This window comes from Aeromonas sp. FDAARGOS 1419, assembly GCF_019047045.1.
In the GTDB taxonomy this organism is placed as follows: Bacteria; Pseudomonadota; Gammaproteobacteria; order Enterobacterales; family Aeromonadaceae; genus Aeromonas; species Aeromonas veronii.
Genome location: NZ_CP077209.1, coordinates 2,074,611 through 2,090,590, shown reverse-complemented (window position 1 = coordinate 2,090,590; position 15,980 = coordinate 2,074,611). Strand labels below are relative to the sequence as shown.

General features: G+C 44.9%; 12 protein-coding genes. All 12 read left to right on the top strand.

Annotation, left to right across the window (positions count from 1 at the left end; genetic code table 11):
* The first annotated feature begins 9 nt into the window (after positions 1-9).
* Positions 10-555, top strand: coding sequence for a dTDP-4-dehydrorhamnose 3,5-epimerase (rfbC, locus tag I6L49_RS09260; protein ID WP_216951385.1), 546 nt, complete (start codon positions 10-12; stop codon positions 553-555).
* A gap of 90 nt (positions 556-645) precedes the next feature.
* Positions 646-1,464 (top strand): ABC transporter permease, encoded by an 819-nt coding sequence (locus tag I6L49_RS09255; protein WP_216951384.1) that lies wholly within the window; start codon positions 646-648, stop codon positions 1,462-1,464.
* Complete coding sequence (locus I6L49_RS09250) at positions 1,454-2,770, top strand: ABC transporter ATP-binding protein (RefSeq protein ID WP_216951382.1); 1,317 nt, start codon at positions 1,454-1,456, stop codon at positions 2,768-2,770. Before I6L49_RS09255 ends, I6L49_RS09250 begins: the two co-directional genes overlap by 11 nt.
* 17 nt (positions 2,771-2,787) lie before the next feature.
* Positions 2,788-6,291, top strand: a complete 3,504-nt coding sequence (locus I6L49_RS09245) for a glycosyltransferase family 25 protein (protein WP_216951380.1) — start codon at positions 2,788-2,790, stop codon at positions 6,289-6,291.
* Between the two features lie 415 nt (positions 6,292-6,706).
* Positions 6,707-7,351 (top strand): hypothetical protein, encoded by a 645-nt coding sequence (locus tag I6L49_RS21050; protein WP_254127571.1) that lies wholly within the window; start codon positions 6,707-6,709, stop codon positions 7,349-7,351.
* Between the two features lies 1 nt (position 7,352).
* Complete coding sequence (locus I6L49_RS09235; RefSeq protein ID WP_216951378.1) at positions 7,353-8,159, top strand: glycosyltransferase; 807 nt, start codon at positions 7,353-7,355, stop codon at positions 8,157-8,159.
* Complete coding sequence (locus I6L49_RS09230; RefSeq protein WP_216951376.1) at positions 8,159-9,115, top strand: SDR family oxidoreductase; 957 nt, start codon at positions 8,159-8,161, stop codon at positions 9,113-9,115. The genes I6L49_RS09235 and I6L49_RS09230 overlap by 1 nt, the downstream gene beginning before the upstream one ends.
* On the top strand, positions 9,115-10,140 hold the full coding sequence (locus I6L49_RS09225) for a glycosyltransferase family 4 protein (RefSeq protein WP_216951373.1): 1,026 nt from the start codon (positions 9,115-9,117) through the stop codon (positions 10,138-10,140). Before I6L49_RS09230 ends, I6L49_RS09225 begins: the two co-directional genes overlap by 1 nt.
* The gene (locus tag I6L49_RS09220; protein ID WP_216951371.1) at positions 10,137-12,122 is read left to right on the top strand and encodes a nucleoside-diphosphate sugar epimerase/dehydratase; all 1,986 of its coding nucleotides are present in this window, start codon (positions 10,137-10,139) and stop codon (positions 12,120-12,122) included. The genes I6L49_RS09225 and I6L49_RS09220 overlap by 4 nt, the downstream gene beginning before the upstream one ends.
* A 402-nt stretch (positions 12,123-12,524) precedes the next feature.
* Positions 12,525-13,685: a UDP-N-acetylglucosamine--undecaprenyl-phosphate N-acetylglucosaminephosphotransferase gene (wecA, locus tag I6L49_RS09215; RefSeq protein ID WP_254127569.1), complete on the top strand. Its 1,161-nt coding sequence runs from the start codon at positions 12,525-12,527 to the stop codon at positions 13,683-13,685.
* Between the two features lie 223 nt (positions 13,686-13,908).
* Positions 13,909-15,096, top strand: coding sequence for an oligosaccharide flippase family protein (locus I6L49_RS09210; protein WP_216951369.1), 1,188 nt, complete (start codon positions 13,909-13,911; stop codon positions 15,094-15,096).
* A complete protein-coding gene (locus tag I6L49_RS09205) occupies positions 15,097-15,939 on the top strand; it encodes a glycosyltransferase (RefSeq protein ID WP_216951367.1) in 843 nt (280 codons plus the stop codon).
* Positions 15,940-15,980: the final 41 nt, after the last annotated feature.

Below are 15,980 nucleotides of genomic sequence, written 5' to 3'. Positions count from 1 at the left end.
GGTAGACAGATGAATGTAATCAAGACAGCGATTCCTGACGTGCTTATTTTTGAACCAAAAGTATTTGGTGATGAGCGTGGTTTTTTCTTTGAGAGTTTCAACCACAAGTTGTTTGAAGAGGCGGTAGGATATCCGGTTAACTTTGTGCAGGATAATCATTCCAAATCCTCGAAAGGGGTGTTGCGTGGTTTGCACTATCAACTGCCTCCCCATGCCCAGGGCAAGCTGGTGCGTTGTGTTGCTGGTGAAGTGTTTGATGTGGCGGTAGATATTCGCAAAAGCTCACCGACCTTCGGCCAGTGGGTTGGCGTTCACTTGTCAGGTGAAAACAAGCGACAGTTGTGGATCCCGGAAGGGTTTGCACATGGTTTTTTCACTATAAGTGAGACTGCTGAGTTTTTATATAAAACGACAAACTATTATCATCCGCAAAGTGACAGGAGCATATTGTGGAATGACGAGAACTTAAGTGTTAATTGGCCATCAGATAAGACGTTCTTATCAAAAAAGGATGAGATGGCTGTTATGTTTTCTGATGCGGAATATTTCCTTTAGTTTTCCATTGTCATTTTATAAAACGGATGAGTTATAATATTTTGATGTGTATTCGCAAGATATTGCTTCATTATTTTTCCAAGGTTGTTTATGAATCGAGATAGCAGTACATCACCAATTCGCATGTTGTCTTTTTATAATGATCGTCATTTAATTATCACTCTAGTTCGTCGAGAAGTTGCTGCTAGATATCGAGGCTCACTGTTTGGGAATTTGTGGGCTCTATTTACACCACTTTTTATGTTGGCTGTTTACACTTTTATTTTTAGTGTGGTATTTAAGGCTCGCTGGAGTGGTGGTAGTGATTCGCGTAGCGAATTCGCTCTGGTATTGTTTGCAGGCTTAATGGTATTTAATCTATTTTCAGAGTGCTTTAATCGAGCGCCACGTTTGATTCTGGAGAATGTCAACTACGTCAAAAAAGTTGTATTTCCACTTGATATCCTGCCTTGGGTTGCATTGGGTAGTGCCATGATAAATCTACTGATCAGTTTTTTGGTGTGGATCGCTTTTTATACTATTGCCTTTGGTATTCCGCCTGTTACCGCGTTGCTTTTCCCTGTTGTGATTTTACCGCTTGCCTTGTTAGTCATGGGCGTCTCATGGGCACTTGCTGCGATGGGGGTCTACTTGCGTGATCTTTCACAACTGGTGGGCGTAATCAGTACAATATTAATGTTCCTCTCACCGATATTCTACCCTGTTGAAGCGTTGCCAGAAGAGTATCGCCATTGGTTGAACATCAATCCACTAACCCCGGTGATAGCACAGGTACGGGATGTGCTCTATTGGGGAAAATTGCCTTCTTGGGAGTTATACGGCATTACATTGATTGCCGGTATGGCGGTAATGTACGCCGGATTTGCCTTGTTCCAGAAAACGCGTAAGGGGTTTGCCGATGTGCTCTGACAAAGTCGCGATTGAAGTGCGTGGTTTGAGCAAGTGTTATCAGGTTTATGAGCAACCGGTCGATCGACTCAAACAGTTTGTCATTCCTCGCTTATCCCGCTTGTTTCGTTGTGCTGCCAGACAATATTATCGCGAGTTTTGGGCGCTCCGGGACATTGATTTCACGATTAAAAAGGGCGAGACCGTTGGAATTATCGGCCATAACGGGGCCGGGAAATCCACGCTGCTCCAGCTGATTTGCGGCACCCTTAATCCATCTCATGGTGAAGTTAACGTCAATGGCCGTATTGCAGCCTTGCTTGAGCTGGGGGCTGGATTTAATCCGGAGTTCAGTGGGCGTGATAATGTCTATCTCAATGCCAGTGTCCTGGGATTGAGTAAAGAGGATATTGATGCAAGGTTTGATGAAATTGCTCGTTTTGCCGACATTGGCGATTTTATGGAGCAACCCGTCAAGACCTATTCCAGTGGCATGTACGTGCGTTTGGCGTTTGCGGTACAGGCGTGCATAGACCCTGAAATTTTGATCGTCGATGAAGCGCTGGCAGTTGGCGATATCGGTTTCCAATACAAGTGTTTCAAGCGTATGGAGGCCCTGAAAGCGAAGGGGGTAACCATTTTGATGGTGACCCACTCAACAGGCAGTATTCTGGAGTATGCCGATCGTTGTCTGGTAATGGAAGGGGGACGCTTGATTGGTGATACCACTGATGTGCTAGCTGCGGTGATGGCTTATGAAAAAGGGATGATCCTGTCGCAGGAGCAAGCCGATACCTTGGCATTGCCAGACATTGAAAGTGATGGCGATTGTCCATCGCATTCAGTCTTACTTGAAAAGCAAAAGAGTGAGGCCAATCTGGCGCTGGGTGAGAAGCGATTTGGTTCTGCCCGTGCGATTATCGCCAGTCTGACCATTGTCAAGGCGGATGGTACGCCTTTTCATGAAGAACCCCTTGTGAAATCAGGTGAAACACTGACGCTACGTTTTGAACTCTGGTCGAGCCAGAGCATTGAAGATGTTGCATTGGGACTCTCATTAAGCCGGGCCCAAGGTGGTGACATTTGGGGTGATAGCAATATTGCTGCTGGTCACCCCATAACCTTGAAACCCGGTCGCCAACTGGTGACTTATCAAGTGACCTTGCCAATTAATAGTGGCGATTATTTGTTGCACTGTGGTCTGGCATCCCTCAAGGGAGGGGAGCGTGAGGAACTTGATCAACGTCGGCCGATGCAGGCAATAAAGTTCTGGTCTTCCAGAGAGCTGGGCGGCGTCGTACACGCACCTATTACCGTTCTGGCCTGAATTATTCGGAGTTATCCATGCTGGCTGCTTTTCTACCTCCTTATCCTTTTCGTGCCCAAGCTGCACCTTATCTTTGGTGCTATTACCGTTTACTTTGTGAGTGGGCTGATGAATCTGCTTTCTTTATTACCGGGCGTGATTATGTCCGGGCTCCTAGTGATTGGGAAGGTCGCTGGGAATGTGATCATGCAGTACAATCTCGGTTGGGATATTCCTTGCCAGTTAATGCCATGCCTGAGCAACATCATTATGCATGGCTGAATGAGAATAGATTTGATGATTGGCTGAATAAGCTCAATGGTAATCCGATAGAGGCGTTTCGGCGTTTCTTGTGTGAGCGCGATGCGGCTTTTGAGCGTGAGCTTGATGGGTTACTGGATACAGCTCCGGCTAAACTTGAAGCCATCGTCACTATATGTAATGTCGCTTCACTGGAGGCGGTGTGTGCTGCCCGTGGTATTCCTGTCATCCATATTGAATTGGGTCCACTGCGTGGCCCCCTGTATCGTGAGACCGGGTATGTCGATTTTCGCGGTGTCAATGGCAACTCTGAGTCAGCACAACGTTATTCCCTCTGTGATGATTGGCAATTGTCACTCACAACACGAGAGCTATTGCATTTTTTCTTGACTCATCCCGAAACTTGCCAGAGTTTGCCTGCTCAAACCACTTATGAATGTGGGGCGGTGTTGCAAGTTGAAGACGACTCTAATCTGGTTGCTTATGGCAATGGAATGAGCAATCTCGCACTGCTTGCTGCCGCACGTCAGAAAGTGGCAGCACATGATCTGCTTGTTCGCGCCCATCCGGGAAGTCCATTTGCGCTTAAAGCTGCGCAGATCAATCTCGATGACTCACCTAATAGTCTATATTTTGTTGCTTTGTGTCGAAAGATATTAACTGTCAACTCCAGCGTAGGACTGGAGGCGCTTTTACTTGACAAGTCACTAACGGTATGGGGTGATAATTCTTACAATTTTATATTGGAAGCGCATGATGATGCTGAACGTATAAAACGGCTCAGTTTCTATCTATTTGGATATTTGGTGCCCTATTCATTACAGTTAAAACCTGCATATTTACGCTTTCGATTGGGCGAACCTGAACAGCACGATATAATTCTTTGCCATGTGAGTGAATACATGCGACAAGATCACCTTGATCCTAAAATATTTGATAGTCTCCCTTCTTCGGCTCAAGCAGCTGTTTCTATACAGTTTGCCAATCTTGTTCGTGAGCATCAGGCTGATGCGCGAGCTTGGCAAGAGCGTAATGCTGAATTGGCAACCACGTTGTCTGAACAAGCAGAGTTACATGCCAAGCATCTATCTGATTATGAAGCTGAAATTGCGCGTCAACATCAGGAGGCTCTTTCTATCATCGAGAGACAACAGAAAAATATTGAGGAAGCGCATCAGCAGGCTGCAATTATTTCTGAACAGTTAGTTATTGCTTCTGAACAGGCATCAGCGGCATCTGAGCAGGCTGCAATTATTTCTGAACAGCTAGTTATTGCTTCTGAACAGTCATCAGCAGCATCTGAGCAGGCTGAAATTCTCTCTGAGCGATTGGCAGTTATCTCTGAACAAGCCGAGTTTTCATCTCGCCAAGTTAATGCTCTTGAAAATCAACTTCAGCATCAGGATGATCTCTTTCAAGCTTGGCAACAACAAGTGACAACCAGTTTGTCCTGGCGGATAACAATGCCTTTAAGAGTGATGGGCCGGTTGATGCGTGGTGATGTTGTTGCATTACAACATGGCTGGCGACAAGTATGCAGCGAAGGAGGCCGGCGTGGTAAACTGGCGCGCATGATCCGCCCGTTAGTGCGTCCTATGGTTATTCTTGCCAGAGACCCATCATTATTAATGAAAGGATGGCGCAGTTTGCGACATCATGGAATCAGAGAGACGTTACATCGCATTAGCCATATATTGGGTCATCAGTCTCACTATGCCATGCCAGAGGTTATTTCTCTGGGAGATAAAGATACTGCTGAGTTAGTTATTCTAACAACTACGCATTGTGGTTATCTTGCCGAATTGATGTGTGCAAGTTTGAAGAAAGTGAATATTCAGGCTGTAGTTCAATATCAAATGCCTGAAGAAGGTTACTTGGATGTCTTGCATATCGTTATCTGTCCACAGATGTTCCCTGTTTTACCTGGGCAATATATCGCTTATCAACTTGAGCAGTCAGTCAGTTCTCGTTGGTTCACTGACGATTACCTTGCTCGTCTGGAAAATTCCCTGGCCATTTTCGACTACTCTTTAAAGAATATTGCCTTTTTGCAAGATAAAGGATTGAGCTATCGCCAGCTCTATCATCTGCCTGTGGGTTTTCTTCCGCGCGAGCTTGCCGACTCGGTTCCTGAGACGGTTGATGTGTTATTTTATGGTGACATTAATAATGATAGACGTAGAGCCTATGTTGCGGAGCTAAAAAAGCATTTTTCAGTGAAAATCATCAATGATCTTTTTGGTGATGCGTTGTATGCTGAAATGGCAAAAGCAAAGGTGATTGTTAATATTCATTATTATGAAGGCGCGCTACTGGAAACGACCAGAATATACGAGTGTTTGTCGCAAAATAAAATTATTGTATCTGAAGAAAGTGCAGATATGGATGAGCATTCAGCATTGTTGCCCCTAGTCGATTTTGTGCCAATCAATAATATTGATGAAATGGTAGAGCGAGTTCGCTACTGGGTTAGTGATGATGTTAGACGGAATAAGCGAAGCGTTCAATTAAGAAAGGCATGTGTAGAGACTCCTGATGTTTTTTCATATTATTTTCTGAGAGCATTTTTAGCTCACGATCTTATCACGTATGAACAATTTTATACTGCAGTGGGAGATTCAATTAGTTTTGATTCGGATATGGTATGTTTAGGACTCCCTGAAACAGTCTCCCGACGTGCGGATTTTGATAATGACAATCATTATGGGATTCAGTATTTCCCTGGTCTAAGGCATCGTCTTGGATGGGTTGGCTGTGGTTTGAGTTATAAATTTCTCTTGCATCGCGCAAAAGACCTAGGGCTTGAGCGTATAATGATTTGCGAAGATGATATTGAATTTCCTGAGCATTTTTTATCTCGTCTGAAAAGTGTAAATGAGTATCTCAATGAACGAAAAGATTGGGATCTTTTCTCGGGACTGATAGCTAACTTGCATCAAGATACTAATATCTTGGCGTGTACGGACTATAATGGCCAAAAATATGTCACGATTGACAAAATGACTAGTACGGTAATGAATATCTATTCCAGAGATTTCTATGAAAAGCTCTTGGGTTGGGATGATCGAAATCATGATGCAAAAACTAATACAATAGATCGTTATATTGAAAGTCGCAGTGATCTACATGTAATTACTACACCAAAATTTTTAGTAGGACATAAAGAAGAGTTGGATTCCACATTGTGGGGCTTTAATAACAGCACATACCGTGAAATGATTGCGGAAAGTGAAAGGCTTTTGGGGCTAAAGTTAGATGAATTCAGCTCTAAACAATCGTGATAGTATGAAAAGCAATCACTGGCTCGACATTTGTCGAGCCAGTGCTATCCTGCTGGTTCTATTATCACATGGCAGACGCTTGTTTCTTCCCATTTTTTCCAGATGCTCAACTTTTTAAGTATGGTGGTTTTCTCGGGGTTGAGATATTCTTTGTGTTATCTGGTTTTTTAATAGGCTCAATTATTATAGAAAAGAGTTCTAAAAGTGATAGCCGTTAGCGCTGGATTCCTAAATTTTGGGGGCGTCGTTTTTTACGGACCTATCCCAACTATTTATTGTTCTTACTCTTAAATTGGCTGATTATTGACACATGGCCGACCTGAATCGGCACCAGAATTATGACGTTATATGACATTTACGCAAAGCTTGTTATCGCCCCATCCTAGTTTTTTTGGTGAGGCTTGGAGCTTGGTAATTGAAGAGATTTTTTATACCAATACTAATGTTTTTTACTTGGCAAGCTTCTGCTATGTGGACATTGTTGGTTACTCTTTTTATATTGCTAGTGTTTTCTTTGATGATGTGCATAATATTTGTGTGTTTAGAGCCTAGTTTAACATTTAATCAAGTCAGAACGACAGCATTATTACGTCTTGATTTAATTATGATTGGCGTATTAACCTCTTATTTTTATTACCATGGTAAACTATGGCGAGATATAACAATTAAGGCAGCACCTTTCTTAGCTTTGTTGCTAATACCCGTTATTATTATCTCGATGCAGCCAAATGAAGTTATCGATGACAGCTTGTTATTAAAGGTTTTATTATTTCCAATAGCGAATCTCGCTGCCTCTGGTCTGCTTGCTTTTGGTATTAGCTTAAGGGTTAATAATTTATTCTATAGATTTGTAAAGCCAATTGCCAGATGGCCATATTCTGCGTATCTCGTAAGTTTATTAGTGTTAAGTGCTATGGGTTGCTATTTGCCAAATGTGACTGAGGATACTACTATTTTATATTTTCTTGGTTTTATATTTGCTACGCTAATTGTCTCGGTTGTTATTTATAACGTTTTTGAACGCAATATTTTACTGTGGCGTGATCACTGGATTAAATAGCATGTGCCAATATCATTTATCTATTTCCATGGTTACTTATTGCACTGAAAAGTCAATGATAACAACAACTTTCAAAAAATTACAGAGAGCAGTAACTGATGCTGGGGTTGTGAGTTCCTTGATAGTTGTAGACCACTCTCCATCGAGTGATTTTGCTATTAAAAATGAAGATGTAAGCAAGAGTTTTATAGGTGATCATGACTTGATTTTTGCACAGTCAAATCCTGGGTTTGGGGCTGGTCATAACCGTGCATTACAGACTGATACTAAATATCATCTTATTCTGAACCCAGATCTTGAAGTTGCTCCAGATGCACTGAAAAATGCGCTCGAGTTTATGGAGCAACATCCGGATTGTGGATTATTGACGCCTTTCGCTACATGGGAAAATGGTGAGGTACAACGGCTTTGTAAACGCTATCCAACCGTATTTGATTTATTGCTGCGTGGTTTTGCGCCCGCGTTTGTGAAGAAGTTATTTCAGACGCGCTTGGCGAAATATGAGATGGCAGACCAGCTCAACGATCGTGACGTGCTGTGGGACCCACCCATTGTCAGTGGTTGTTTTATGCTGTTTCGCTCAGATGTTCTGCAGCAGCTCGGAGGGTTTGACCCTCGCTTCTTCCTCTATTTTGAAGATTTTGACATCAGTTTGCGGGCTGGAAAGATCAGCCGGATTGCTTATGTCCCTCAGGTGAAGGTCGTTCATCACGGTGGGCATGCATCCCGCAAAGGCTGGCGCCATATCTGGATGTTTGGGCGCTCCATGGTGACTTTCTTCAATATTCACGGTTGGCGTTGGTGGTAATGGTAGATATCAAAAGTACAGTCTTGGTCACAGGTGCCAACGGATTTGTAGGCAAGGCGGTCTGTGAACACTTGCTGGCGCTGGGGGCGAATGTTAAAGGAGCGGTGCGAAGTCACTCGCTGGCTTCTTACCATGTTCAGGCTCCCTCTCTGACTGCGGATGCCAACTGGACTGCTCAATTGCAACAGGTGGATGTGGTTGTTCACTGTGCTGCCAGGGTGCATGTAATGTCGGATACCGCGACAGATCCCCTGGCTGCGTTTCGAGCGGTGAATACAGAGGGCTCCCTCGCTCTTGCCCGGCAGGCTGCTGAGGCAGGAGTAAAGCGCTTCATCTTTATCAGTTCGATCAAAGTGAATGGCGAGCAGACCGAGCCTGGCAAGCCATTTGATGAGAATGTGCAAAGTCCGCCAGAAGATCCCTATGGACGCTCGAAGTATGACGCGGAACAGGGGCTGATGGCACTCGCGAAAGAGTGTGGTATGGCTGTAACCATCATTCGTCCTCCTCTTATTTACGGGGAAGGGGTGAAGGCTAACTTTGCCAGCATGATGACCTGGGTGCGCAAAGGGATCCCGCTCCCTTTTGCCCGTTTGACCAATGCGCGTAGCCTGTTGGCGTTACCTAATCTGTGTGACTTCATTGCCCATGCGATGGCGCACCCTGCTGCAGTGAATCAGGTCTTTTTAGTCGCAGATCCTGTCGCAGTGTCGACGTCGCAGTTATTAGCGGCGATTGCAGAAGCAGAAGGAGTTAGCTGTCGGCTCTTTTATCTCCCACCAGGAGTAATAAGAGTGCTTGGACGCTGTTTGGGGATTGATGCCAAGCTACAACGGATTTATGGCTCTCTGGAAATGGATACCCGCAAGGCTCAGAGCCGATTACAATGGTCGGCACCCTATTCGCTCTCTCAGACCCTATCTCTGATGGCGTCAATCCATAGTGAGTCGTCTTGATGCTGGCATTTGTTTTGTTGTCGATATTTTGTCTTTTTCTTTCAATCACCATGACCGGCCTGCTCAGGCGCTACGCACAGACCCGCTTGCTTGACCAACCCAATCATCGCAGTTCGCATCAGGTGCCGACCCCGAGAGGCGGTGGCATGGCTATCGTGGCGACCTTTCTGCTGGCAGCCCCGTTGTTTGCCACCCTGATCCCACTTCCCTCCGGCATATCCCAGAGCAGCTTCGCATTGATATGGGCTGCGGCGCTGGGGATTGCCTTGGTTGGTTTTATCGATGACCACATCTCTCTCAAGCCCCGAACTCGCCTGATTGTGCAGAGCATGGCGGCAGCCTTGGTGGTATCTGCGGTTAATGGTTTGCCAGCGCTGACCTTCTTTGGCTGGCAGCTGGATCTTGCCTGGTTTGGTTACCTGCTGGCCTGGCTGGGGGTGATCTGGTTTATCAACCTGTACAACTTTATGGATGGCATCGATGGCTTGGCAGCTGGCGAGGCCGTTGTCGTCTGCCTGTTCATGGCGTTATTTCACTATCTGGTTGGGGGGGAGTGGTCGTCTGCCAGTTTGATCCTGCTACTGGGGATATCGGCGGCGGGCTTCTTGTGCTGGAATTTTCCGCCCGCCAGGATCTTTATGGGGGATGGTGGCAGCGGATTTCTTGGCTTGATGCTGGCTTCCCTGATGCTGCTGGATGCTGCATCTGCACCTCAATTCCTGTGGGCATGGCTCGTCATGCTCGGAGTCTTTGTGGTTGATGCGACCTGGACGTTGCTGAATCGCTTTCGCCTGAAATGCCGTTTGAGCCAGGCTCATCGGACCCATGCATTTCAGTATGCGGCGAGGCGTTGGCAGAGCCATCGAAACGTGACCTTGGCTGTGCTTCTTATAAATAGCCTCTGGCTTGCACCGATCGCTGTCATGATTGTATTGGGCCAGCTCGATGGTGTGAGCGGTCTGGTCATTGCCTACTTGCCGTTAGCTTTTCTTGCGTATCACCTGAATGCAGGAGTACCAGAATGAGAAATGAGCTTTTACCCGGTGGGAGCTGGCTACTGACTTGTCTGGGCTCCCTGTCACGAGCCAGCAAGCGTGCCATCTCTGTCACCGTTGATATGATCCTGATCACCATGACCTATTGGGGGGCATACTGGATCCGGCTTGAACATAATTGGCCAATCGATAGCCCGCATCACTGGGCACTGCTTGGCGCAATTATCATTGTCAGCATCGGTATGTTTGTAAGGCTGGGGCTTTATCGTGCAGTGCTCCGATATGTCAGCTTTCGGGTGCTATGGACAATCTCGCTAGGGGCATTTCTTTCAACCTGTTTCTTTGTTCTCTCTGCGTTTTACTTCGATATCTTCCTGCCGAGAACGGTTTCGGTTATCTATCTCTCCTTTTTAGTGCTGCTGGTTGGCGGTGTGCGGCTGTTTTTCCGGGCGCTCCTTAATACCACCCGTTTAGCTCGCACCCAGGTGTTGATTTACGGCGCGGGCTCTTCGGGCCGACAGCTGCAAATGGCCTTGTTGCAAGGCAATGAGTTTTATCCCGTTGCCTTTGTTGATGATGATCCAGCCAAGCAGGGGTGTGTAATCCAGGGGTGTACTGTCTATAACAGCGCCCAGCTGCCAACCTTGATTGACCACCATGGGGTGCAGAAGATCTTGCTGGCTATGCCGAGCAGCACCAGGGCTCGCCGTCAGGAGGTGATTAATGCACTTGAGCACCTATCTTGCGAAGTGCTCTCTATCCCTGGGATGGCCGATCTTGTCAATGGCTCGGCTCGCATAGATCAGCTCAATGAGGTCTCCATCGACGATCTGTTGGGCAGAGATCCGGTAGAGCCGGTGACCACCTTGATGGAGGCCAATATCACAGGCAAAGCGGTCATGGTGACAGGTGCCGGTGGCTCTATTGGTTCTGAGCTCTGTCGCCAAATCTTGCGGTGCCGGCCATCCACTCTGGTACTGTTCGAACTATCCGAATACGCCCTCTATGTCCTGCACAAGAACCTGCGGGAGCAGTGTCAGCGTGAAGAAATCGAAACGGATCTGGTGCCGTTACTGGGGTCAGTGCAGCGCCAGCATCGTCTCAAGACGGTGATGCAGAGCTTCAGGATCCAGACCGTCTACCATACGGCTGCTTACAAACATGTCCCGCTGGTTGAGTTCAACATCATTGAAGGGGTACGTAACAACGTATTCGGCACTCTTTATGCGGCACAGGCGGCCATTGAGGCAGGGGTAGAAACATTCGTGCTGATCTCTACCGATAAAGCCGTGCGGCCAACCAATACCATGGGGGCCAGCAAGCGTCTAGCCGAGTTGATCTTGCAAGCCTTGACCCGCGAGAAGCACAGCACCCGTTTTTGTATGGTGCGTTTTGGCAATGTTCTTGGATCTTCCGGTTCAGTGGTGCCGTTATTCAGGCAGCAGATCGATAAAGGGGGGCCCATCACCCTGACTCACCCCGATATCATCCGTTACTTCATGACGATACCTGAGGCTGCCCAGCTGGTGATCCAGGCTGGTGCCATGGGGGAGGGGGGCGATGTCTTTGTGCTCGATATGGGTCAACCGGTACGGATCATGGAACTGGCCAAACGCATGATACGCCTCAGCGGTCTGACACTGCGTGATGAGCAGCGGCCCGATGGTGATATCGCCATCGAGGTGACGGGGTTGCGGCCGGGTGAAAAGCTCTACGAAGAGTTACTGATTGGTGATGATGCCAGAGGAACCGAGCATCCCCGGATCATGGTGGCACAAGAAAGCTGGCTGCCCTGGTCGCGACTGCGCCCCTTGCTGGCCTCGTTGGATGATGCTTGTCACCGTTTTGATCAACAGCAAGTGCGCGACATACTGATGCATGCTCCGGCAGCCTTCGAACCGACGGATGGTATTTGTGATCTGGTGTGGCTGGCCAAGCAGCAGCTACCACCAAGTGATAATGTTGTTAAATTGCCCTCACATAACATAGATTTTTTGCTTGCCAATCACTGAGTTTTTATATTAGCGCCCATTATTGGGCGCTTTTTTTTTGCTTCCTCATCAATTTGTTTGTTTTTTAATCGATCGAGCCAGTCATGGACTAGATTGGCTACTCATTTCGATGAACCATAGGTACAATCCCCCCCCGTTATTTCGGAATTATCCTACATTTTGGCGTGAAATATTGGTGCACAGTGTAGGGGTTATGGCGAATAGCTGGCGTGGCGACTGGTTTTGTCGCCCCTCTTGCCAGAGGTTGCTGATTGTAAATCACAACGCTATTTACTAACTCTTTTAACAATATAAAAAGACTGCATGCACACTGGGAGCTGTAACTCAGGGGCGGTAGCTATTCAATTTTTCAATAATCTGGTTGTTTATTGAGCGAGCATTGGCTGTTTTGCCATCAATTGGATGGCAGGCAGTTATCAAGCAAATAAAAAGCAGGTCGCCATCAGAAGCGAACCTGAAATTTCTAGGGATAAAACAATAATGGAAACGTCTGGTCTGGTTGCATTCGTTGGAACCGCGCTGGCTATCGCCTGTTTGCGTCCACTGTCTGCCAAGCTACAACTCGTTGACTTACCGAATCAACGTAAACAACATGTCGGTGCGATCCCCCTGATTGGTGGGATTGCGGTTTGTCTGGGGGTATACCTCAGCGTCTTCTTCACCCTTCCACTGCAGAGCGCGATCATCACCATGCTGGCCTGTGCCGGTTGCATGATGGTGATTGGTGCTATCGATGATGCCAAGGATATCTCCCCCTGGCTCAGACTGACCCTGCAAGCATTGCTCATCCTTATCCTCTGCCTGTCGACCGATATCAGCCTCCATCAGTTTGGTGATGTGCTGGGCATCGGGAACATCACAATTCCATTTATTGACCTGCTGATTGCCGTTGTTGCTGTCTGTGCGGCGATCAATGCCTATAACATGATGGACGGTATTGATGGTCTGGCTGGCAGCATGGCGGGTATTTCACTCGTGGGGCTATCTATTCTGTTTGCCAGCACCATGCCTGATATGACTCATATCTGTTTGGTGATCACCATTGCTCTGGTCCCCTATCTGATCGTCAATCTCAATATTCCTCCTTTTAAACGCAAGATCTTCCTGGGTGATGCCGGCTCCATGTTCCTCGGCTTTATCATCGGCTATCTGGTGCTGTTTGGTTCACAACATAATGAGCTGGAACCAGCATTTCGCCCTGTGACCGCACTCTGGTTGATCGGCCTGCCGCTGATGGATATGGTGGGCATCATGATCCGCCGTATTCGCAAAGGGCAATCCCCTCTGCGCCCGGATCGCAATCATCTGCATCATATTCTGCTGCACGCCGGCTTTACCCCTCGCGAATCCCTATTGCTGATTGTCGTTGCCAACCTCGGTGTTGTGTTCTTCGGTATTCTGGCCGAACAGGCCAAATTACCGGAGTGGCTGATGATGGGGCTCTATCTGTTGCTGTTTGTGGCTTATTCTCTCTGTCTGACATATGCGTGGAAGTTTGGGCGGTGGGTAAAAGGGATAAAAGCACCAGCTTCTGATTCGGTAAGAATCAAAAAGATTAATTAATACTAAAGCAACACTTGTCTATACGGTTGTAAACAGGCTTTCTATTGTCACTTATGATGTGAAAGTTTATCAAACGCAATAGTTGTGTTGATTTTATAGTCGTATAATCCAGATGAGTTGTAGTAACTACAATATGGTTGGAAAAATTAATTAATTCATGTATGAATTTATAATCAAAAACAGATCTGCGTTATATTCTATCTGCTCGCTATTTCTAAAGTTGATGAGCGGTCCATTAGCTGTTCTTCTGGTTGCAACTAAACTAACCCCCGAAATTCAGGGGGTTTATTATACCTTTATTTCAATATCTACTATTCAATGGATATTTGAAATTGGTTTTTCAACTGCTATTGTGCAGCACTTGTCTGCCACAAAGATAAAAAGTCACTTTAATAGTTATGTTAAAGTTGCGGTGTGTTTTTTTACTGTGATGTCATTATTAGTTTTTTTTAGTTCACAGTTATATGCTCAATGGGTTTTTGCTGATACTCACAAATCAATATGGCTATCACCATGGTTATTATATTCCCTACTTTTTTGTTTCAATATACTAAATAACATTATCCCACTTGTTGAAGAAGGTAGAATTAATGCTGAAAAAGTCTACTTATCAAAACTAATTAGTGGTGTAGCATACTCAGTCGGCTTAATCATATCATTATGGCTAGGTGCTGGTTTATACTCATTGTTTATTTCACAGTTGTCTATGTTATTTGCAAATGTGCTCTTGTTCAAAGGCAACTATTCCATCATATATTCTGAGTATAAAAGCAGTTCAGTAAAAAGAGCCCTTGCAGTAGCCAAGAGCATGCTGTCATTTCAGTATAAATTATCCTTGGTGTGGATTGTTGGGTACTTCTATTGGAATATATATTCTGTTTATTTTTATAAATATGTGGGTGCTGTATTTGCTGGTCAGTATGGAGCAACAAATTCAATCATTAATGCTCTTGCTATCGCGATGACTGCATGGGTTCAGACAAAGAGAGCTCATTTAGGAAACTTGGTTGCGGGAAATAAAGTTTCAGAGACTGTGCCAATATTAAAGCAAGCATTGTATTTTGGTTTGTTTGGGTACGTTATTATTACATCCATATTTATTTTATTTCTTAAATTAGATGTTCTTAATTTACAGCACAGATTTCTTGTGACTGGGTTGGTATTGCAGATTGCAATAATGAGGCTTGCTATTTTGGCACATGAAATAGTTTTCATGTATTTTAGAACATTCAAAGATGAACCATTTTATCGTCTATCCATTTTAAACTATATAGTCACTCCTTTGGTCGTTATCTTTGCTCACCAATATGGCGCTATTGAATATTGCTTTATAGCTGCGATAGCAATACAGTATCTATTAATTGTACCTATCTATATCAAGTCGAAAGAAATAATTATGGAGCGAATTTAAATGATCAGCGTTATCATGCCAATTTATAACGGTGAACTATATTTAAGAGAAGCCGTTGAGAGCATATTGTCTCAAACTTATACTGGTTTTGAAATTATTTGCATTGATGATGGCTCCACTGATGGTACGCTTGATATTTTAAATGAGTATGCCGCCATTGATTCACGATTAATAGTAATTAGCCGAGAAAACAAGGGGTTAATTGCGACCTTAAATGAAGGTATTGCACGCGCTAAATATAACTACATTGCAAGAATGGATGCAGATGATATATCTCATGTAGATAGGTTTAAGCTACAAGTTGAATATTTAAACTCTCATTCGGATGTCGCTGTGGTTGGCTGTGCATACGAATATATTAATGAAGGTGGTAGTTATATAAGTGCTAGAAAAACCTATAATTCTGATTTTATATTGAAGTCAATTTGTCTACTTGGTTCGCCATTTGCACATCCTAGTGTAATGATTAATCGAGGGATTTTGAATGATGACTTATATTATGATCAGGAATATAAGCATTCTGAGGATTATGAGCTATGGGTACGCCTTTCTCAAAAATATAAATTCGGAGGGATAAATAAAGCTCTATTGAAATATAGAGTTTTAAATAGTAGCGTGTCTAGAAAAAATTTCATCGAGCAGAAGATGAATATGGCTAAAGCTGCTAGCAATCATCTTTTCCAAAACAAACTTTCCGATATTGAAGTTAAAGCGTTAAGTGACTTATATATTGATAATCGCTTTGGGTATAGAACCGCATTAACCATATTAAAACAAAGTAATAAAATAGCCGCAATAATTCAGTTGGGATATTTGTTTATAAAAAACAAAACAGTTATTTAATGCTAATAAATTCAAAGTAAAACAACAGGCAGGAGCAATGA